The 20194-nt window shown below is 69.7% G+C and carries 19 protein-coding genes; 11 read left to right on the top strand and 8 right to left on the bottom strand.

The window, feature by feature from the left end:
- The first annotated feature begins 14 nt into the window (after positions 1-14).
- From BLP73_RS04555 to BLP73_RS04535, 5 genes are read left to right on the top strand one after another with little or no spacing between them, the layout of a single operon-like run.
- On the top strand, positions 15-518 hold the full coding sequence (locus tag BLP73_RS04555) for a DUF3576 domain-containing protein (RefSeq protein WP_090740782.1): 504 nt from the start codon (positions 15-17) through the stop codon (positions 516-518).
- Positions 519-575: 57 nt separating this feature from the next.
- Positions 576-3116 (top strand): leucine--tRNA ligase, encoded by a 2541-nt coding sequence (gene leuS, locus BLP73_RS04550; protein ID WP_090740780.1) that lies wholly within the window; start codon positions 576-578, stop codon positions 3114-3116.
- Entirely contained in the window at positions 3103-3597 is a 495-nt protein-coding gene (gene lptE, locus BLP73_RS04545) for an LPS assembly lipoprotein LptE (protein WP_090740778.1), read from the top strand. Before leuS ends, lptE begins: the two co-directional genes overlap by 14 nt.
- A 4-nt stretch (positions 3598-3601) precedes the next feature.
- Entirely contained in the window at positions 3602-4621 is a 1020-nt protein-coding gene (gene holA / locus BLP73_RS04540) for a DNA polymerase III subunit delta (RefSeq protein WP_090740776.1), read from the top strand.
- A 50-nt stretch (positions 4622-4671) separates the two neighbouring features.
- Positions 4672-5850, top strand: coding sequence for a TIGR03862 family flavoprotein (locus BLP73_RS04535; protein ID WP_090741391.1), 1179 nt, complete (start codon positions 4672-4674; stop codon positions 5848-5850).
- A gap of 189 nt (positions 5851-6039) precedes the next feature.
- Here the strand turns inward: BLP73_RS04535 and BLP73_RS04530 are convergent, their stop codons facing one another.
- From BLP73_RS04530 to BLP73_RS04520, 3 genes are all read right to left on the bottom strand, one after another.
- A complete protein-coding gene (locus tag BLP73_RS04530) occupies positions 6040-6468 on the bottom strand; it encodes a PaaI family thioesterase (protein WP_090740775.1) in 429 nt (142 codons plus the stop codon).
- A 59-nt stretch (positions 6469-6527) separates the two neighbouring features.
- Positions 6528-7109, bottom strand: a complete 582-nt coding sequence (locus tag BLP73_RS04525) for a transglycosylase SLT domain-containing protein (protein WP_090740773.1) — start codon at positions 7107-7109, stop codon at positions 6528-6530.
- Positions 7110-7211: 102 nt separating this feature from the next.
- On the bottom strand, positions 7212-7589 hold the full coding sequence (locus BLP73_RS04520) for a winged helix-turn-helix domain-containing protein (protein WP_090740771.1): 378 nt from the start codon (positions 7587-7589) through the stop codon (positions 7212-7214).
- Between the two features lie 133 nt (positions 7590-7722).
- On the opposite strand from BLP73_RS04520, the gene BLP73_RS04515 reads away from it, so the two are divergent.
- Together BLP73_RS04515 and BLP73_RS04510 are read left to right on the top strand one after the other, a co-directional pair.
- On the top strand, positions 7723-8904 hold the full coding sequence (locus tag BLP73_RS04515) for an acetyl-CoA C-acyltransferase family protein (RefSeq protein WP_090740769.1): 1182 nt from the start codon (positions 7723-7725) through the stop codon (positions 8902-8904).
- A gap of 154 nt (positions 8905-9058) precedes the next feature.
- Entirely contained in the window at positions 9059-10822 is a 1764-nt protein-coding gene (locus BLP73_RS04510; protein WP_090741388.1) for an L-lactate permease, read from the top strand.
- Between the two features lie 307 nt (positions 10823-11129).
- Here the strand turns inward: BLP73_RS04510 and BLP73_RS04505 are convergent, their stop codons facing one another.
- The 5 genes from BLP73_RS04505 to BLP73_RS04485 form a co-directional block, all read right to left on the bottom strand.
- A complete protein-coding gene (locus tag BLP73_RS04505) occupies positions 11130-11732 on the bottom strand; it encodes a VUT family protein (protein WP_090740766.1) in 603 nt (200 codons plus the stop codon).
- 225 nt (positions 11733-11957) lie between these two features.
- A complete protein-coding gene (locus tag BLP73_RS04500; protein WP_090740764.1) occupies positions 11958-12884 on the bottom strand; it encodes an esterase-like activity of phytase family protein in 927 nt (308 codons plus the stop codon).
- On the bottom strand, positions 12857-13720 hold the full coding sequence (gene mepA / locus BLP73_RS04495) for a penicillin-insensitive murein endopeptidase (RefSeq protein ID WP_090740762.1): 864 nt from the start codon (positions 13718-13720) through the stop codon (positions 12857-12859). The genes BLP73_RS04500 and mepA overlap by 28 nt, the downstream gene beginning before the upstream one ends.
- The gene (locus tag BLP73_RS04490) at positions 13717-15090 is read right to left on the bottom strand and encodes an MFS transporter (protein ID WP_090740760.1); all 1374 of its coding nucleotides are present in this window, start codon (positions 15088-15090) and stop codon (positions 13717-13719) included. Before BLP73_RS04490 ends, mepA begins: the two co-directional genes overlap by 4 nt.
- Before the next feature lie 55 nt (positions 15091-15145).
- A complete protein-coding gene (locus tag BLP73_RS04485; RefSeq protein ID WP_090740758.1) occupies positions 15146-15706 on the bottom strand; it encodes an acyl-CoA thioesterase in 561 nt (186 codons plus the stop codon).
- A gap of 140 nt (positions 15707-15846) precedes the next feature.
- Between BLP73_RS04485 and BLP73_RS04480 the strand changes: the two genes are divergently transcribed.
- The 4 genes from BLP73_RS04480 (at position 15847) to BLP73_RS04465 (ending at position 19810) form a co-directional block, all read left to right on the top strand.
- Entirely contained in the window at positions 15847-16140 is a 294-nt protein-coding gene (locus tag BLP73_RS04480; protein ID WP_090740756.1) for a YggT family protein, read from the top strand.
- On the top strand, positions 16140-18188 hold the full coding sequence (gene recQ, locus BLP73_RS04475; protein WP_090740753.1) for a DNA helicase RecQ: 2049 nt from the start codon (positions 16140-16142) through the stop codon (positions 18186-18188). Before BLP73_RS04480 ends, recQ begins: the two co-directional genes overlap by 1 nt.
- Before the next feature lie 93 nt (positions 18189-18281).
- The gene (gene msrP / locus BLP73_RS04470; RefSeq protein ID WP_090741386.1) at positions 18282-19178 is read left to right on the top strand and encodes a protein-methionine-sulfoxide reductase catalytic subunit MsrP; all 897 of its coding nucleotides are present in this window, start codon (positions 18282-18284) and stop codon (positions 19176-19178) included.
- The gene (locus BLP73_RS04465; RefSeq protein ID WP_090740750.1) at positions 19175-19810 is read left to right on the top strand and encodes a protein-methionine-sulfoxide reductase heme-binding subunit MsrQ; all 636 of its coding nucleotides are present in this window, start codon (positions 19175-19177) and stop codon (positions 19808-19810) included. The genes msrP and BLP73_RS04465 overlap by 4 nt, the downstream gene beginning before the upstream one ends.
- The last annotated feature ends 384 nt before the right edge of the window (positions 19811-20194 follow it).

Raw genomic sequence — 20194 nt, 5'->3', positions numbered from 1 at the left:
CCCCGGGGGATGGCATGACACCTGCGAGCGCCGCGCGCCTGATGATCGTCACGACGCTTTGCGCCGGGCTCGCGGCCTGCGGCGGAGGCGGGGGCGGCGCCTCCGGGCAGGGCCAGGCGGTCGGCAGGGACGGCGTGCCGATCGACCGCGGCTCGTGGCAGGGCCAGCGCACGACGCGCATCCAGGACCTGTTCATCAGCCGCGAGAACCCCAACAACACCGTGGGCGTGAACCGCTACCTGTGGAACGCCAGCCTCGAGGTGCTGAACTTCCTGCCGGTGCAGGCGGTCGATCCCTTCACCGGGGTGATCCAGACCGGCTACGGCACGCCTCCGGGCGGCGGGCGCTCCTACCGCGCCACGATCCAGATCACCGACCCGGCGCTGGACGCGCGCAGCCTGCGCCTGTCGCTGCAGGGCCCCGGCGGCGGCGCGGTCGAGCCGGGCACCGTCCGCGCCGTCGAGGATGCGATCCTGACCCGCGCCCGGCAGCTGCGCCTGCGCGACGGGCGGCTCTAGACCCGCCAGAGGTGGGCATGTAAACCCTGCGGGCAACGACGAGGCCCGAGGTTCCCCATGCCCTATGATCCCGCCACCAGCGAAGCCCGATGGCAGAAGGCCTGGGCCGAGGCCGGCAGCTTCACCGCCACCCGCGACGAACGGCCGAAATACTACGTGCTGGAGATGTTCCCCTATCCCTCGGGGCGCATCCACATGGGGCACGTGCGCAACTACACGATGGGCGACGTGGTGGCGCGGTTCAAGCGCGCGCAGGGGTTCAGCGTGCTGCACCCGATGGGCTGGGACGCCTTCGGCATGCCGGCCGAGAATGCCGCGATGGAGCAGGGCGGCCATCCGCGCGACTGGACCTATGCCAACATCGCCACGATGCGCGAGCAGCTGAAGCCGCTCGGCCTGTCGATCGACTGGAGCCGCGAGTTCGCGACCTGCGACGACGCTTATGTTGCCCAGCAGCAGGCGCTGTTCCTCGACATGCTGGAGGCGGGGCTGATCACGCGCAAGTCGGCGCAGGTGAACTGGGACCCGGTCGACATGACCGTGCTGGCGAACGAGCAGGTGATCGACGGCAAGGGCTGGCGCTCGGGCGCGACGGTCGAGCGGCGCGAGCTGACGCAGTGGTTCTTCAAGATCAGCGACTACTCGGACGAGCTGCTGGAGGCGCTGGACGGGCTGAAGGGCTGGCCCGAGAAGGTGCGGCTGATGCAGGCCAACTGGATCGGCAGGTCGCGGGGCCTTCAGTTCCGCTTCCAGACCGTCGATGCCCCAGCCGGCCATGACGCCATCGAAGTCTACACGACCCGCCCCGATACGCTGCGCGGCGCCTCCTTTGTCGCGCTGTCGCCGGACCACCCTCTGGTCAAGGAGCTGGCAGCCAGCCGCCCCGAGATCGAGGCCTTCCGCGACGAGTGCCGCCGCATCGGCACCACCGAAGAGGCCATTGAGACGGCGCCGAAGCTGGGCTTCGACACCGGGCTGACGGTGCGCCATCCGCTGGACCCGGATTGGCGCCTGCCGATCTGGATCGCCAATTTCGTGCTGATGGACTACGGCACCGGCGCCATCTTCGGCTCGCCCGCCCATGACGAGCGCGACCACGAGTTCGCCACGAAATACGGCCTGCCGATCCGCGCGACCTTCGGGCAGCAGGGCATGGACCTGGCGCAGGCCGACGCGTTGGTGGCAAAGGCGCCCTTCGTTCCGGCAAAGACCGAGACCGTCACCTATGTCCGCGGCTTTGCGGGCCCGGCCGACCAGACCGGCGAGGCCGCCGTGGACGCCGCCATCGCCCATGCCGAAACGCAGGGCTATGGCGAGGGCGTCACCAAGTTCCGCCTGCGGGACTGGGGCATCTCGCGCCAGCGCTACTGGGGCTGCCCGATCCCGGTCGTCCATTGCGACAGCTGCGGCACTGTGCCGGAGGCGAAGAGCAACCTGCCCGTGCTGCTGCCGCAGGACGTGAGTTTCGATGTGCCCGGCAACCCTCTGGACCGCCACCCGACCTGGCGGCAGGCGACCTGTCCCAAATGCGGCGGCGCGGCCCGCCGCGAGACGGACACGATGGACACCTTCGTGGACAGCAGCTGGTATTACGCCCGCTTCACCTCGCCTCATGCGGCGACGCCGACCGAACGGGCGGATGCCGACTACTGGATGAACGTGGACCAGTATATCGGCGGGATCGAGCACGCGATCCTGCACCTTCTCTATTCCCGCTTCTTCGCCCGCGCGATGGTGAAGACCGGCCACCTGCCCGAGGCCGCGAAGGAGCCGTTCGACGCGCTCTTCACGCAAGGCATGGTCACGCACGAGATCTACATGACCCGCGACGCGCGGGGGCGGCCGGTCTACCACCTGCCCGAGGACGTGACAGACGGCAAGCTGGCCGACGGCACCGAGGTCGAGGTGGTCCCCTCGGCCAAGATGTCGAAGTCCAAGAAGAACGTCGTCGACCCGGTCAACATCGTCGAGAGCTTCGGCGCCGATACCGCGCGCTGGTTCATGCTGTCCGACAGCCCGCCCGAGCGGGACGTGGAATGGACCGCCGCCGGGGCCGAGGCCGCCGCGAAGTTCCTGGCCCGCGTGTTCCGCCTGGCCGAGGAGGCGCCGGCCGAGGGCGCGGACGATCCCGACCTGACCCGCGCGGCGCATCGCGCCACCGCGGACGTGACGCGCGCCATCGAGGGCTTCGCCTTCAACAAGGCCGTCGCCAAGCTCTACGAGCTGGCGAACGCCGTCGGCCGCTCGCCGGCGGGTTGCGAGGCGCGGCGGGCGGTGCTGCGGATCATGGCGCAGCTGATGGCGCCGATGGTGCCGCATCTGGCCGAGGAGGTCTGGGCGATCTCGGGCGGGCAGGGGATGGTCGTGGACGCGCCCTGGCCCGAAGCCGATCCGGCGCTGCTTCAGGACGACAATGTCGTGCTGCCGATCCAGGTGAACGGCAAGCGCCGCGGCGAGATCTCGGTGCCGAAGGACATGCCCAAGGACCAGGTCGAGGCGCTGGTCCTGGCCGACGAGGCCGTGCAGCGCTTCCTGAACGGGGCCGCGCCCAAGAAGCTGATCGTGGTGCCGGGGCGGATCGTCAATGTGGTCGCCTGAGGCCCTGTCCCGTCGCGCGGTGCTGCTGGGGCTTCTGGCCGTGGCGGGCTGCGGGCTCAGCCCGGTCTACGGACCGGGCGGCGGGGCGGGGCGCCTCTTCGGCCGGATCAGGCCGCGCGATCCGGACACGCCCATCGACTTCGCCTTCAACCGGCGCATCGCCGAGCGGCTGGGGCCGGACGAGGCGGCGGACTACGTGCTCGACTACCGCATCAGCGCCGGCGTCGTCAGCCAGGCGATCACCACGGACGGGGTGACGACGCGCTACTCGCTGAACGGCACTGCCGATTTCGCGCTGCGCGGGCCGGGCGGCGCGCTGGTGACGCAGGGGCGTGTGAGCAGCTTCACCTCTTACTCGACCACCGGGACGACCATCGCGACGCTGGCGGCCGAAGGCGACGCGCGCGAGCGGCTGGCGGTGATGCTGGCCGACCAGGTGGTGACGCGGCTGCTGGCGGCTTCGGCCAGCCTGCCGGGTTGAGCGGGTGCTGCTGAAGGGGAACGAGATCGCGCGCTACCTGGCGCGGCCCGACCCCTCGCGGCCGGGGCTGCTGATCTACGGGCAGGACGCGATGCGCGTTGCCATGAAGCGCGCCGAGGCGATCAAGGCGCTGGTCGGCGAGAAGGCCGACGAGGAGATGCGCCTGACGCGCATGTCCGGCGGCGGGCTGAAGAAGGACCCGGCGCAGCTGATCGACGCGGTGCGCGAGGTGGGGTTCTTCCCCGGCCCGCGCGTGGTGCTGGTCGACGATGCACCCGACACCGCGGCGGACGCGGTGCGCGCGGCGCTGGAGGGCTGGCGGGCCGGCGATGCGGTGATCGTGGTGGCGGCGGGGGCGCTGGCGAAATCCTCGGCGCTGCGCAAGCTCTTCGAGGCGCATGGGCAGGCGGTCTGCGCCCCGGTCTACGACGACCCGCCCGGCGAGGAGGAGATCGCGCGCTGGCTGACGGAGGCCGGGCTGCGCGAGGTGCCGCGCGATGCGATGCGCGAGCTGATGGTGCTGGCCCGCGCGCTGGATCCGGGCGATCTGCGCCAGACCATCGAGAAGATCGGGCTCTACAAGCACGCAGACCCCGACCCGCTGACGCCGGAGGAGATCGCGCTGCTGGCGCCCGCCACGATCGAGGCGGATCTCGACGAGCTGCTGCACGCGGTGGCCGAGCGCGACCAGGCGGCCTTCGGCGTGCTGATGCGCCGGATCGACGCGCAGGGCCTGTCGCCGGTGACCATCTGCATCGGCGCGCTGCGCCATTTCCGCACGCTCTACCTGGCGGCGGTCGATCCGGCCGGGCCTGCGGTGGCGCTGGCGCGGGCGCGCCCGCCGGTCTTCGGCCCGCGTCGCGACCGCATGGCGCGGCAGGCGCAGGGTTGGGGCGCGGGACCGCTGGAGGAGGCGGTCTCGGACCTTCTGGAGACGGACCTGACGCTGCGCTCCTCGACCAAGGCGCCGCAGATGCCGCTTGTGGAGCGCGCCCTGCTGCGCCTCGCCATGAGGCGGCGGTGAGCGCCGAGACGGTCGACGCGCTGGTGATCGGCGCGGGGCCGGCGGGGCTGATGGCGGCCGAGGCGCTGATGGCGCCGGGGCGGCGGGTCGTGCTGGCCGAGGCGATGCCGTCGCCGGCGCGCAAGTTCCTGATGGCGGGGAAGTCGGGGCTGAACCTGACGAAGGACGAGCCCCTGCCCGAGTTCCGCGCGAGGTTCACGGCAGGAACCGGGGCTCTGCCCGTTGGCCAACGGTCCTTGGACCGGTGGCGGACTCGTCGGCCAACCCCGGGATATTTCAGCACAGAAGATATGGGGCCGTCGGAGGTGAAGGCCTGGGCCGAGGGGCTGGGGGTGGCGCTGTTCACCGGCTCGACGGGGCGGGTGTTTCCGGTCGGGATGAAGGCCTCGCCGCTGCTGCGGGCCTGGCTGGCGCGGCTGGGCGCGGGCGGGGTCGAGCTGCGCACGCGCTGGCGCTGGTGCGGGCTGGAGGGCGGGTTCCGGTTCGAGGGCGGGCAGGTGCTCAGGCCGAAGGTGGCGGTGCTGGCGCTGGGCGGGGCGAGTTGGCCGCGGCTCGGCTCGGATGCGGGATGGGTGCCGATGCTGCGCGCGGCGGGGGTCGAGCTGGCGCCTTTCCGGCCGGCGAACATGGGGTTCCGCGTGTCCTGGTCCGGGCAGATGGCGCGGCATTTCGGGGCGCCGGTGAAGGGCGCGGCGCTCTTGGTGGGTGGCGCGGCGCGGCGCGGCGAGTGGGTCATCTCGGCCGCGGGGATCGAGGGCGGCGGGATCTACGAGCTGGCGGCCGCGATCCGGGACGGGGCGGCGGCGTCGGTCGATCTGGCGCCGGATCTGGAGGCCGGGGTCCTGGCGGCGCGCTTCGCGCGGCCGCGGGGGAAGCTGTCGGTGGGCAACTGGTTGCGCCGGGTGCTGGGCGATCCCGTCAAGGTCGCGCTGCTGATGGAATGGGGGCGCCCGCTGCCCGAGGACCCCGAGGCGCTGGCGCGGCTGGCGAAGGCGCTGCCGCTGCGCCATGAGGGGCCGATGGGGCTCTACCGGGCGATCTCGTCCGCCGGGGGGATCACGGATGCTGCGCTGACCGCCGATCTGGAGCTGCGCGCCCTGCCCGGCGTCTTCGCCTGCGGCGAGATGCTGGACTGGGAGGCTCCGACCGGCGGCTATCTGTTGACTGGCTGTTTTTCGACCGGGCTGCGCGCCGGGCGGGCAGCCGCGTGCCGCCTGGCCGGACTCTAGCGCCGCTGCGGGTGCCGGCGCGTGACGCGGGGGCGAATCCGCGGCATCAGCAAGGCAGGAGGCAATTGTTAATCGTTGAGGTTCTTCATGGCACATCACATCGCGCCGATCACGCCGGACCTGCGCGCCCGGCTGGAGATGCTTCTGAAGGCCGCGCGGCCCGAGCCTGCCGCGCCGACGCCGGCGGTCTCAGCCGCGGCCTGAGCCGGGCTCGGTCCAGTCGAGCACCATCTGCGTCTGTGTGACGATCGCGACCGTCTTGCCGTCGCCGCGCGTCACCGTCGTCTGCCAGATCTGCGTCGTCCGCCCCAGGTGCAGCGGCACGGCGACGGCGCGCGCCGTGTCCCCGATCCGGATGGGGCGCAGGAAGTTAGTCTTGCTCTCGATTGTGGTGGTGCTGCGCCCTTCGGGCAGGTTCAGGAAGGTCGCCGTCCCGCCGGCATTGTCCGCCAGCGCCATGATCGCGCCGCCATGCAGCACACCGTTGCGGTTGGCCAGCTCCGGCGTCACCGGCAGTTCGAACTCCACCCGGTCCGGGCGGGCCGCCACGACGCGCATCCCCAGATGGCCGGCGAATGCCGGCTGGTTTCGGGCCACTTCGGGAAGGGGATGGTCCATGCATGCCTCCTGCGCGTCGCGCGCATCTGGCGCGAAAGGCGCGGGAGGCGCAAGCCGCCTCAGGCCCTGCGGCAGGAGGCGAGCTGCTGGCGGTACATCTCGGAGCGCTGGCCGACCTGGCCGGCCACCCGCATCAGCCAGGGCTTCGAGTTGTGGCTGCCGCGCGAGAAGCCGCCGCGCCCCTCGTGATAGGCGAGGTATTGCGAGGCCGCGTCGCGCTTGGACAGGCCCAGCTGCCGCTGGCTGCCATCCATGTACCAGCCCATGAAATCCGTGGCATCGCGGATGTTGTCGCGGCGGGCGCGGCGGTTGCCGCTGGCGCGCTGATATTCCTCCCAGGTGCCGTCGAGCGCCTGCGAATAGCCGAAGGCGCTGGACTGGCGGCCGACGGGGATGACGCCGAGCGCATATTGGTGCGGCGTGCGGGCGTCGCCGATGAACTTCGATTCCTGGTACATCGTCGCCATCTGCACATGGACCGGCACGCCCCATTTGCGCTCGGTCGCGCGCATGGCGCGCAGGTAGGCCGGCCGCTCTCCGGCGATGGCGCAGGCATTGTCCAGCTGGCGCGGTGCGCTGAAGTTGCCGCCGCCGCAAGAGGCGACGAGCCCGACAATGGCGAGCTTCAATAGCCTGTTCATCTCTGCCCTCGTGCTGCTCGTTCGTCTTTTTCCGCAGTATTAGGGCAATTCGGCGTGAGATGAAATCACAATGCCGCAGGTCCGTCCGGCCGAGGGCCGCTGTCAGCTGCCGCTGCCCTCGGGACGCAGCAGCGCGTTCAGCGCCTGCAGGTCCTCGGCCCCGGCCTCGCGCAGCAGCTTTTCCAGCGTGCGGTAGTGGTGCAGGACCTGCCGCCCTGTCTCGGTCACCCGCGCGCCGCCGCCGCCCGCCCCGCCGCGGGCGCTGTCGATGACCGGCTCGGCGAAGGCGATGTTCATCTCCTCGACCAAGGTCCAGGCGCGCTTGTAGCTCATCCCCATTTCGCGCGCGGCGGCCGAGATTGAGCCGAGGCGGTCGATGCGGCTGAGCAGCTCGGCCTTGCCGGGGCCGAGGATCAGGGGCGAATCATATTCGAGCCGCAGCTTGATGCGCAGCCTCGGGCCGCCTTCGGTCTGGCTCATGCGGGTGTCCTGCCGTTATTCCGGCAGAGCATACCGCTTGGCCGCCTGCGGTGAAAGGGCCGGATGGTAGCGCGCACAGATCTTGCGGCATTGCAGCACGGGATTATGCTGCCTGCGATCAGAGGAGGGTCACATGACTGCAACCGACATCGTCATCCTGTCCGGCGTTCGCACCGCCATCGGCACCTTCGGCGGCAGCCTGGCCGCGATCCCGCCGACGCAGCTGGCCACCACCGTCACCCGCGAGGCGATGGCACGCGCCGGCATCGCGCCCGAGAAGATCGGGCAGGTCGTCTTCGGCCATGTGATCAACACCGAGCCGCGCGACATGTATCTCAGCCGCGTGGCGATGCTGGAGGCGGGAATTCCGCACACGGTCCCGGCGATGAACGTGAACCGGCTCTGCGGGTCGGGGGCGCAGGCCATTGTCTCGGCGGCGCAGGCGCTGATGCTGGGCGATGCCGAGTTCGCGCTGGCCGGCGGCGCGGAAAGCATGAGCCGCTCGCCCTATGCGGTCAGCTCGGCCCGCTTCGGGGCGAAGATGGGCGATCAGGTCATGATGGACATGATGACCGGCGCGCTGACCTGCCCGATGGGCACCGGCCACATGGGGGTCACGGCCGAGAACGTCGCGGCCGAGCATGACATCAGCCGCGAGGCGCAGGACGAGTTTGCGATGGAATCGCAGCGCCGTGCGGCGGCGGCCATCGCGGCCGGCCATTTCCGCGAGCAGATCGTCCCGATCGAGGTGAAGACCCGGAAGGGCCCCGCCGCCTTCGACACGGACGAGCATCCCAAGGAATCGACGCTCGAGAAGCTGGCCGGCCTGAAGGCGGTCTTCCAGAAGGGCGGCAGCGTCACTGCCGGCAATGCCAGCGGCATCAACGACGGGGCGGCGGCGCTGGTGCTGGCGCGGGCCGAGGCGGCCGAGGCGGCGGGGCTTTCGCCGCGCGCGCGGATCCTCGGTTATGCCGTCGCCGGCGTGCGGCCCGAGGTGATGGGGATCGGACCCATCCCGGCGGTCGAGCAGGTGATGGCGCGGACGGGGCTGAAGGCCGGCGATTTCGACGTGGTCGAATCGAACGAGGCCTTCGCGGCGCAGGCCTTGGCGGTGAACAAGGGGCTTGGCCTCGATCCGGCACGGGTGAACCCGAACGGCGGCGCCATCGCACTCGGCCACCCGGTCGGCGCGACCGGCGCGATCCTGATGGTCAAGGCGATCCACGAGCTGGAGCGGACCGGCGGGCGGCGCGGCCTTGTCACCATGTGCATCGGCGGCGGCCAGGGCATCGCCATCGCCATCGAGCGCATCTGAGCCAAGGCCTAAGCGGGGGGCGGGTGCAGCACACCGGACGCGACGTTTTCGCCTGCCTTCGCGCAAAGGGTTCGTATCCCTGACCGATTTCCCTTGATTCGCGGGATCGTCCGTTGCCGGATGCGGCACGAACTGATCCTGAGGAGGAGAAATGATGCCCGGTCCGGTCCTTTTGCTTGCGGCGGCGCTGCCCGTCCTGGTGGTTTTCCTGCTGCTGGTGGTGATGCGGCGCTCTGCCAAGGTCGCGATGCTCGCGGCATATGTCGTGACGGTGCTTCTGGCGCTGGTGCTGTGGGGGGCGGCGCCCGCGCGGGTCGCGGGGGCGACGGTGAACGGCCTGGTGACGGCCATCACGCTGCTCTACATCGTCTTCGGCGCCATCCTACTGCTGTTCACGGTGCAGGAATCGGGCGCGATCCGCACGATCCGGCGCGGCTTCACCGACATCTCGCCCGACCGGCGCATCCAGGCCATCATCATCGCCTGGATGTTCGGCTCGCTGATCGAGGGCGCCTCGGGATTCGGCACGCCTGCCGCCGTGGCCGCGCCCCTGCTGGTCGCGATCGGGTTTCCGGCCATGGCCGCGGTAATGGTGGCATTGATCATCCAGTCGACGCCGGTCTCGTTCGGCGCGGTCGGTACGCCGATGCTGGTCGGCATCCAGAACGGCCTGTCGAACAGCCCCGAGGTCGAGGCCGCCATCGCGCCGATGACCGTCGCCGACTACGTGCCGGTGGTCGCCGCGCAGGTGGCGCTGGTCCATGCCATCGTCGGCGTCCTCGTCCCGCTGCTGATGGTCGGGATGCTGACGCGCTTCTTCGGCCAGTCCCGCAGCTTCGCCGAGGGTTTCCGTGCCTGGAAGTTCGCGATCTTCGCGGGCCTTGCCTTCACCGTTCCCTACTTCCTGGTCGCGCGCTTCCTGGGGCCCGAGTTCCCGTCGCTGCTGGGCGGGCTGATCGGGCTGATGATCGTGGTGCCGGCGGCGCGGGCCGGGCTGTTCCTGCCGCAGGACCGCTTCGACTTTCCTGCGCGGGCAAACTGGGGCGCGGGCTGGCAGGGCAGCGTCGAGCCGGACGAGGCCGAGGCCGAGCTTGGCCCCGACACGCGACGCATCGGGCTGGTCGCGGCCTGGATGCCCTATGTCATCGTCGCGGTCCTGCTGGTGCTGACGCGCACCATCGCGCCGCTGAAGGCCTGGCTGACTGGACCGGACGCGACGCTGGCGCTGACCGACATCTTCGGGTCGGGGATCAACGCCTCGGCGCAGTTCCTCTATTCGCCGGGGACGGTGATGATCATCGCCTCGCTGATCTCGGTCGCGCTGTTCCGGATGCCGGTGGCAGCCTATGGTCGGGCCTGGGGCATCTCGGGGCGGACGATGCTGGCGGCGGCGCCCGCGCTGCTGCTGGCGGTGCCGATGGTGCAGGTCTTCATCAACTCGGGCTCGGAGGGCATGGCATCGATGCCCATCACCCTGGCCGAGGGCATGGCCGCGGCGACGGGTGCCGCATGGCCGCTGTTCGCGCCGATCGTGGGCGCGCTCGGCGCCTTCATCGCCGGCTCGAACACGGTGTCGAACATGATGTTCGCGCTGTTCCAGTTCTCGACCGCCGAGGGGATCGGGCTGAACCTGGCCGGGATCACCACCGTCGTCGTCCTGCAGGCGGTCGGCGGGGCCGCCGGCAACATGATCTGCGTGCACAACGTCGTGGCCGCCTCGGCGACCGTCGGGCTGACGGACCGCGAAGGGGACCTGATCCGCAAGACGCTCATCACCATGGTCTACTACGTGGTGCAGGCCGGGCTGGTCGGGATGGGGCTGATCAATGGTGGTCTGTGGTGGGCCGCGGCGCTGGTCTGGGCGCTGGTCGTCATCGGCGGCATGGGCGCGAACCGGGCCCGCACCCGGGCGGCGTGACGAACGGCGAAGGGCGGCCCCTGGGGGCCGCCCTTCCTGCGCCGGCGCGGGCAGGGCCGCGGGGCCGGAAACAGAAACGGGCCGCCTGAAACAGACGGCCCGCGAGTTCCACGGAGATGGTCCGGTTAGGGATGGAAGATATCCGCCCGGTCCCAATCAGGGTTTACGACCCTTGGGGTTGCCCTTAGGTCACGGCCCCCCTGACTGTTCCGACACCTCTCTCCAATATCACTCTAGACACTGGACCACCTCCTTTCAAAACGTTGCCGTTGCAAGCTCAGCCTGCCACAGAACCAAGCTCTGTCAATCAGCTTTCGTTCCGCACCCGCAACAAATTGCGGACGATTATACGAAAGGGTACAAGGGCAAGTACGGCGAGACAGAGTTTGAACAGCCAGTCGGCAACTGCCAGCGAAACCCACAGCGCGGTGACCGGTCCCTGACCAAGCAGCGGAACGGCCTCGTTGGACCAGCCGGTGTTCATGTCCGCGGGCAGGGCCGCCGAGAAGGCGATGCCGAAGAAGAGTGCGGTGTCGATGGCCGAGCAGATGACGCTGGAGGCCAGGGGGGCGCGCCACCAGCGCCCGTCGCGCAGGGCGTCGAAGATCGACACGTCGAGCAGCTGCGCGATGAGGAAGGCGGTGCCCGAGCCGATGGCGATGCGCAGCGTGGTGGCGTCGAGCCCGGCGGCGATGACCGAGCAGAGCACGCCGATGAGGAAGCCCGCCAGCACCACCCGGCGCGCCGCGGCGGGGCCGTAGACCTTGTTCATGACATCGGTGACGAGGAAGGCGAAGGGATAGCTGATCGCGCCCCAGGTCAGCCAGTTGCCGATCGGGAATTGCACGAGGATGTTGGAGGCCACGACGATGGCGGCCATGGCAAGGATGCCGGGCAGGAAGCGGGTCATCAGGGGTTGGTTCCGTTTTACAAGGTGGCGGAGAACTCGGCCCCGGCTTGGCGCGGGACAGCGGGGCGGTTACGCCCTGCACGCCGCCCTGTCAACGCTTGGGTCCTTGCATGCGCGCGGATCGGAGCGCGGGCGGTCCACGGCATAACCGCCGAAAGCAGCTCGAGGCGCGGGCCCCCATCGAGGGGGCCCGCGCCTCGCGGCGGCAGGCCGCCGGGCGCCGGCTCAGTCGCGGCGCGCGTGGCGGCCGTCGGCGGAGAGCACGTATTCCACCAGCTCGGTCCGCTGCACGAAGAGGAAATTGTCGTCCGAGATCATCGTCATGCGGATCTGCGGCCCGTCGGCCCAGACCGAGATCCCCTCGAGATTGTCGTATTGCAGGGGCAGGCTGCGCACTACGACGGCCACGTCCTCGGGCCCGTCCTCGGTCAGGACCATGCTGCGCACCCGCGAGGCGAAGCCGAAGGGGCCGAGAAAGTCGCGCTCGAGCAGGTAGAAGCGGCCGTCGGGACCGAAATCTGCGCCCACCGGCAGCCAGCGGCCGTCGCGCGGGATCAGCGCCAGCCGGCGCCAGGCGCCTTCTTCGTAGACCTGCGCGGCGAAGGGGAGGCCGGCGCCGGCAGAGCGTTCGGGCACTATCACGATCCGACCCTCGGGATCGATCGCCAGCGCCTCGTAGCCGGAATTCCCGCCCATGCCGGGCAGCCGCGGCGGGCGCAGCACCTCGCTGGCCGGAGCCTCGGGCCCGGCATGGCGGGCGACGCGGTGATCGCGCTCGAAGCTGACCCAGATGTTGCCCTCGGCGTCCAGCGCCATCCCCTCGCTGTCGGTCAGCTTCTCCTGATCCAGCGGCGCGCCGTCCGTGCCGCGCAGGGGCGTGCTGCCCTCGATCTGCATCTCGCGGATCTGGCCGCGCTCGCCGCGCCGGATGCTGCCCCAGAAGAGATGGGCGCGGTCGGTCAGCGCGAGGAAGCGCGCGCCGCCCTCCGTCACCTCGATGGCCGAGAAGCCGCCGAAATGCGGATCCTCGTGCTGCCAGATATGGGTGCCGGCATGGGTCGCGGTGGGTGTCCCGGCCTCCGGCGCGGCGGGGGCCGCGCAGGAGAGGGTCAGGCAGGTCGCCGTCAGGGCGAAGAGGCGACGATGTTGCATTGCTGGGGAAGCTCGCTCATCCGGTATGTTCGGGGGTGACGGTAATCCGGATCGGCGGGCGTTGCCGGCGCACGCGAAGGATTGGCGCGGTTGTTGATCCACTGCTGCGCCTCGGCACAGCCATCGCCCGCAGGCGGCGGGTCCTGCGTGCGGCAGATCGAGCCGGCGGGGCAGGAGAGGCGCACGTGGAAGTGGAAGTCGTGGGCGTTGATCGGCCGGACCTTGCGCAGCCAGGACCGGTCGCCCGTCTCCATCTGGCACATCGCGACCTTGGCGACGGGATCGACCAGGATGCGCTCGACCCGCGGATCGCGGGCGGCGGCGCGCATGATGAGGAAATGGCCCTGGTTCCAGGCCGAGGACAGGCCGAGCCCGTTCCGCGCCACGACCGAGACCGAGGACAGGTTCTCGCGCTGCTGGCGCGAGAGGTTCAGCGACGAGGGCGGCAGCATCCAGATGTCGGCATCCAGCCCGATCTGGTGGCTGGCATGGCCCGAGGTCATCGGCCCGCCCCGCGGCTGGCTGATGTCACCGATATAGAGCCCCTGCCAGCCCGCCTGCTGCGCCGCACGCGAAAGGCCCTGCAGGAAGTCGATCATCACCGGATGGCCCCAGTGCCGGTCGCGCGACAGGCGCATCGACTGCCAGGACGGCCCGCTTTCCGGCATCTGCACCATGCCCTGCGCGCAGCCCTGCGAGTAGTAGCCGATCGACACCGCCGGCCCCTGCGAGGGCGAGCGGAAGCTGCCGAAGACGTCCTTGGCCAGCGGGTCCGCAGCGGCCGGCAGCGCCAGCCCCAGCATCACCGCGGCGGCGGTCAGGGTTCTCTTGATCACGTCGGGCCCTCGCTTTCTCCTTCGGCATTGACCCACCGTAGCAGAACGAGCGCGAGCAGAAAGATCACGATCAGCGGAACGAAGCCGACCCGCTGATTGCCGCTGAGATCGGTCGTCACCGCGATCAGGAACGGCGCGAGGAAGGCCGTGACCTTGCCGGAGAGGGCGTAGAGGCCAAATCCTTCGGTCGCGCGGGCCTTGGTCGTGTGGCGGACCATCATGGTGCGGCTGGCGGCCTGAAGCGCGCCGCCCGCCCCGCCGATGACGGCGCCGCAGGCGAAGAAGATGAGGTCGGGCAGGCGCAGGCCGGCGAAGAGCGGCTCGGCCGGGGCGGGCATGCCGAAGACGGAGTTGCGGTCCATGCCGACCAGCAGCGTGCAGACGGCGGTCAGCGCAAGGATGCAGGCGATGATGACGCTGCGCGGGCCGAAGGCGCGGTCGGCGCGCCCGCCGAGCCAGCTGATGATCGCCGCGCTGATCGCGCTGACGACGCCGAAGACCCCGGCCAGGAAGACCGGCCAGCCCAGCACCGTGCCGGCATAGACCCCGCCGAAGCCGTAGAGCGCGTTCAGCGCGTCGCGCGAGAACATCGAGGACAGCAGCCATGCCGCAAGGCTGCGGCGATGGCGGAGGCTGCGGATCAGCGCCCAAAGCTCGGACAGCGCGGGCCGGATGCGGATGGGACGGCGGGGGCCGGTTTCCTTCACCCAGAGGAAGAAGGGGATCATGAAGACGACATACCAGATCGCGGTGAAGGGACCGACGAAGCGGGTCCCCTCGCGCAGGGCCGGATCGAGGCCGAAGAGCGGCGGGATGCCGATGAGGGTCCGGCCGCTCGGCGTCTCGGCGAACAGCGCCAGCATGAGGGCCAGCGCGACGACGCCGCCCAGATAGCCGAAGGCGTAGCCCGAGCCTGAGACGCGGCCGATCTCGTCCCGCGGCGCGAGGCCGGGAAGTTGGGCGTTGGTGAAGATGGTCGCGAACTCGACCCCGATCAGGCCGATGCCGAACAGGACCACCGCTTGCAGCAGGGCCGGCTGCGTCGGCATCAGCCACCAAAGGCCCGCAGCGCCGATAACGTAGAGCCCCGAGAAGAACCACACCCAGGGCATCCGCCGCCCCGAGCTGTCGGCGATGGCGCCGAGGATCGGGGCGAAGACGGCGATGATGATCCCGGCGGCCGAGAGCCCGTAGCCCCACAGCGCCTGCGCATGGGCGCCGGCCAGCGTGCTGCTTTCCCCGAGGGCGATGTAGTGGCGCTTGGCGACCTCGGCAAAGTAGATCGAGAAGATGAAGGTCAGGAGCAGCGTGTGATAGGGCTGGCTCGCCCAATCGAAGAACCACCACCCCCAGATCCGCTTGCGGTTCATGCCGTCCCCCCTGCCTTGGCCTCATGGCTCTTGCGCGCATAAGGCCGCGCAGGGGTCAGGCTGGCAAGCTGTCTTTCCCGTCCTCGGGCAGCCGGGGCGGCCAGGGGCGCAGGGCGTCGGCCTGAACCCAGGCAGCGATCCAGTCGGGCAGGGGCGGGCTGACCGGGTCGTGGCCAAGCGCCGCCATCACCTCGGCCGGCGGCACGATCCCCTGCGCCGAGGTGATGGCCGAGCGGATCAGCACCTGGTTGCAGCAGCCCGCGCGGGTCCACATCGACTGGTCCATGTAGACGAAGCGGTGGTCCCACCCGACCATGCGCGAGATCATCGTGAATCGGTCGAAGGCGCGGATGCGGCGGCGGTAGCGGGTCGAGCTGCCCGCGACGGTGATGCCCCACCTGTTGGCGCGCAGCACCGGGATCAGCCCCGTGCGCTGCGCCAGCGGGATGCGGCCCAGATCGAACAGCGTCAGCGTGCGACCGTTGTTCAGCTCGATCCAGGGATCGAGGTCCCAAGGCCAGCAGATATGGGTCGAGACATGGGTTCCGGTCGGCGCCAGGCGCGGCGCTTTACGGAATTTCAACATCTCCTTGGCAAAACGCATCAGCGGATACATGGCGGTCCTTTCGTTGCGCCTTGCGTGACCGGCACTCACGGCAGCGTCAACCGGGACGCGGCGGCAGGTGGCCGCATCACCTTGCGCGGGACGGTGGGCGTCGCCATACAAGGGCGGACCGCGAACAGGACGAGGGACGGATGGTTACGCTCTATCAGGCACTGCAACTGATCCTTCAGGTGGTGTGGTTCATCATGATCGTCCACATCATCATGTCGTGGCTGATCAACTTCCAGGTCCTGAACCTGCGCCAGCCGCTGGTCGCGCAGATCTGGGACGGCCTGAACCGCCTGCTCGAGCCGATCTACGCCCCTGTCCGCCGCATTCTGCCGAACACCGGCGGGCTGGACCTGGCGCCGCTGGTCGTCTTCATCATCATCATCATCCTGAGGTCCGCGCTGGCGAACAACGCAGGCTTCTTCTACGGCTATTGATGGCGCGCGATCTGCCAGCGGGCGATCTTCTGCGCCAGGTCTGGGGCTTCGACGGCTTCCGCCCCGGCCAGCAGGAGATCGTGGAGGCCGTCGCGGACGGCCGGAACGTGCTGGCGATCATGCCGACGGGCGGGGGCAAGTCGCTGTGCTACCAGCTGCCCGCGCTGATGCGGGACGGGGTGACGGTCGTCATCTCGCCGCTGATCGCGCTCATGCGCGACCAGGTCCGCGCCCTGCGCGAGGCCGGGGTCGAGGCCGGCGCCCTGACCAGCGGCAATACCGAGGACGAGACGGACGAGGTCTTCCGCGCCATCTCGGAGCGAAGGCTGAAGCTGCTCTACATGGCGCCCGAGCGGCTGGCCTCGGGCGGGACGGTGAACCTCTTGCGCCGCGCCGGCGTCACCGCCATTGCGGTCGATGAGGCGCATTGCGTCAGCCAGTGGGGCCATGACTTCCGGCCCGACTACCTGCGGATCGGCGATCTGCGCCGGACGCTGGATGTGCCGCTTGCCGCCTTTACCGCGACCGCCGATGTCGAGACGCGGGCCGAGATCGTCACGCGCCTCTTCGACGGCGCCGAGCCGGTCACCTTCCTGCGCGGCTTCGACCGGCCGAACATCCGCCTCGCCTTCCAGCCCAAGAACAGCCCGCGCGCGCAGGTGCTGACCTATGTCGCCGCACGGCGCGGCCAGTCGGGCATCATCTATTGCGGCGCCCGCGCGCGCACCGAGACCTTGGCGCAGGCCTTGCGCGAGGCGGGCCATCCGGCCATCGCCTACCACGCCGGCCTCGAGCCCGATGCCCGGCGCGAGGCCGAGGCGCGGTTCCAGCGCGAGGACGGGCTGATCGTGGTGGCGACGGTCGCCTTCGGCATGGGCATCGACAAGCCCGACATCCGCTGGGTGCTGCACGCGGACCTGCCGAAGTCGATCGAGGGGTACTATCAGGAAATCGGCCGCGCCGGCCGCGACGGTGATCCGGCGGACACGCTGACGCTCTACGGCCCCGACGACATCCGCCTGCGCCGCACCCAGATCGACGAGGGGCTGGGCGACGCGGCGCGCAAGGCCGGCGATCATGCCCGGCTGAATGCGCTTCTGGGCCTGGCTGAGGCGACCGGCTGCCGCCGCAAGCGGCTGCTCTCGTATTTCGGCGAGGAGCTGGCCGCGGATTGCGGAAATTGCGACCTCTGCCAGGCGCCGCCGAAGCTGTTCGACGGCACCATGGCGGTCCGCAAGGCCTTGTCGGCCATCGTGCGGACGGGCGAATGGTTCGGCAGCGGCCATCTGATCGACATCCTGACCGGCACCACCACCGACAAGGTGCGCGAGCGCGGCCATGACCAGCTGCCGACCTTCGGCGTCGGGCGCGAGCATGGGCGCGGCCAGTGGCAGGCGATCTTCCGGCAGATGATGGGGCTCGACCTCTGCCGCCCCGACCCTGAGCGTCACGGCGCGCTGCACCTGACCGACGCCGCCCATCCCGTCCTGCGCGGCGAGGAAAGCGTCACTCTGCGCGAGGACACGACCAAGGCTGCCAAGCCCGCCAACGTCCTGCGCGCCCAAGTGGCCGAGGAGGACGAGCCGCTGCTGTCCGCCCTGAAGGCCAAGCGCCGCGCACTGGCCGAGGCGGCGCGGGTGCCGGCCTATGTCATCTTCCCCGACCGCACGCTGATCGAAATGGCCGAGAAGCGGCCGCAGGACCTGGACGCGATGGCGCGTGTCAGCGGTGTCGGCGCCAAGAAGCTGGAGAGCTTCGGCGCCGCTTTCCTCGAGGTGATTGCCGGCGCCCCGGCCCCGATGCACCCGGCGCGCCGCGCCTTGGCCGGTCGCCCCGAGGGCGCGCTGTTGGACCGGCTGGCCGAGGCGCAGCTGCGGCTGGCGCGGGGCGAGGACGGAACGGAAAAGCCGCTCTCCTGCTCGACCGCGCAGCTGCGCCGCATTGCCGAGGCGCGCCCCGCCAGCCGCGACGCGCTTTCGCGCCATCTGGACGAGGCGCGGATGGACCGCTTCGCGGATGCCTTCCTCGAGGAAATCGCGGCGGCCTGACGCGTCACCCCTTCGTGATGCACGCAAATTGCGTGGCCGCGCGTTACTCGTGGCATGATGAAGCCGGCCAGCCCGGCCCATGCGGAGCGCGCGATGAAACTCAACTGGTCCGACGTCACCCCGAAAGCAAACTGGCTGAACCGCCGCAGCTTCATGGCGGCCGGCGCGGCCGCCGTCCTGCTGCCGGCCGCCGCGCGCAGCGCGCAGCCCTCGCCCCTCTCGACGGACGAGACGCCGAACACGCTCGAGGAAATCACCAACTACAACAACTTCTACGAGTTCGGCACCGGCAAGGAGGATCCCGCCCGCTACGCCGGAGCACTGACCACCGACCCCTGGGCCGTCGAGATCGGCGGTCTCGTGGACCGCCCCGGCAGCTACGGCGTCGACGACCTTGCGCCCGACAACGCCTTGGAAGAGCGCATCTACCGCCTCCGCTGCGTCGAGGCCTGGTCCATGGTCATCCCCTGGATCGGCGTTCCGCTGGCCGGCGTGCTGCAGAAGGTCGGCGTTCAGCCCTCGGCCAAATATGTCGAGTTCGAAACCTTGCTGCGCCCCGAGGAGATGCCGGGCCAGCGCCGCGCCATCCTGGACTGGCCCTATCGCGAGGGGCTGCGGCTGGATGAGGCGATGCACCCGCTGACGATCCTGGCGACCGGCCTCTACGGCGATCCGATGCCCAACCAGAACGGCGCGCCGATCCGGCTGGTGGTGCCGTGGAAATATGGCTTCAAGTCGATCAAGTCGATCGTGCGCATCAACCTGGTCTCGGATCAGCCGGTGAACACCTGGAAGCAGATGCAGTCGAGCGAATACGGCTTCTTCGCCAATGTGAACCCCGAGGTCGATCACCCCCGCTGGAGCCAGGCGACCGAGCGGCGCATCGGCGCGGGCCTGTTTGCCGGGCGCGAGCAGACGCAGATGTTCAACGGCTACGGCGATCAGGTCGCCTCGCTCTACGCCGGGATGGACCTGAGGGTGAACTATTGATCCGCAGTCTGAACGAAGCGCTGCGCCGCATCCCGGTGCCGCTGGTCTGGCTGGCCGGCGCCATCCCCTTCGCGCTGCTCTTGTGGGACACGCTGACCGGCGGCCTCGGTGTCGAGCCGATCCGAGAGATCGAGCATCGCCTCGGCCGCACCGCGCTCTACTTCCTCGTCGCAAGCATCGGGGTAACGCCGCTGCTGCGGCTGACCGGAATCTCGCTGATGCGTTTCCGTCGGGCGCTGGGCGTTCTGTGCTTTGCCTATGCGGTGCCGCATGTGTTGGCCTGGGTGGTCATGGATATGGGCCTTCTCTGGGGACAGATGGCGCGGGACATCGTGAAGCGCCCCTACCTTCTCTTCGGGATGCTGTCCTTCGTGCTGCTTCTGCCGCTGGCGCTCAGCTCGAACGACTGGTCGATCCGGTCGCTTGGCGGGAAGGCGTGGCGCAACCTGCACAAGGCGGTCTATGTCGCCGCGCCCCTCGCGGCCCTGCACTGGCTCTGGGCGGTCAAGGTGAACGAGCCTGCCCCCCTGTTCTGGCTGGTCGCGATTCTGTCGCTGCTGGGCCTGAGGCTGGTGGTCCGCCGTCGCCTGAACCTGCAGACGCTGTTTCGGGGTAGCAAGAAGCAAGCCTGATCAATGGCTTGTTGAAAAAGTCCTGATCGCCGTCATTTTTCTGTCGTTTTGGACTTGCGGGTGGGTGCGTGTCTCCGTAAATACCGCTTCACCGAAGGCGGGAACGCTGGAGGGGCCGGGAAGGGGAGCGCTGCGAGGCGCGGGTCTGGACCGGAAGAGATTTTGGGAATGGATGACCGGGCTGGGCGTCGAGAGATTGGCGCTTGATCCGCGATTTTGTTTCCTCTGCTTTTTGACATTGATGGATATCTGAAGAGATATGCGGGCGGTTTGGTCGGTTTTCGACCTTGAAGCTTGCATGTCGGCCCTCTAGCGCAAGCGATGATGAGGGTGTCAGCTTCACTGTTTGTCGGTTCACGCGAGTGGAACGATGAACGGATGATC

Origin of the sequence: Paracoccus tibetensis, assembly GCF_900102505.1 — a bacterium.
Classification (GTDB): Bacteria; Pseudomonadota; Alphaproteobacteria; order Rhodobacterales; family Rhodobacteraceae; genus Paracoccus; species Paracoccus tibetensis.
Note: the sequence above shows the minus strand (reverse complement) of the source record. Positions and strands in the feature narration are given on the sequence as shown.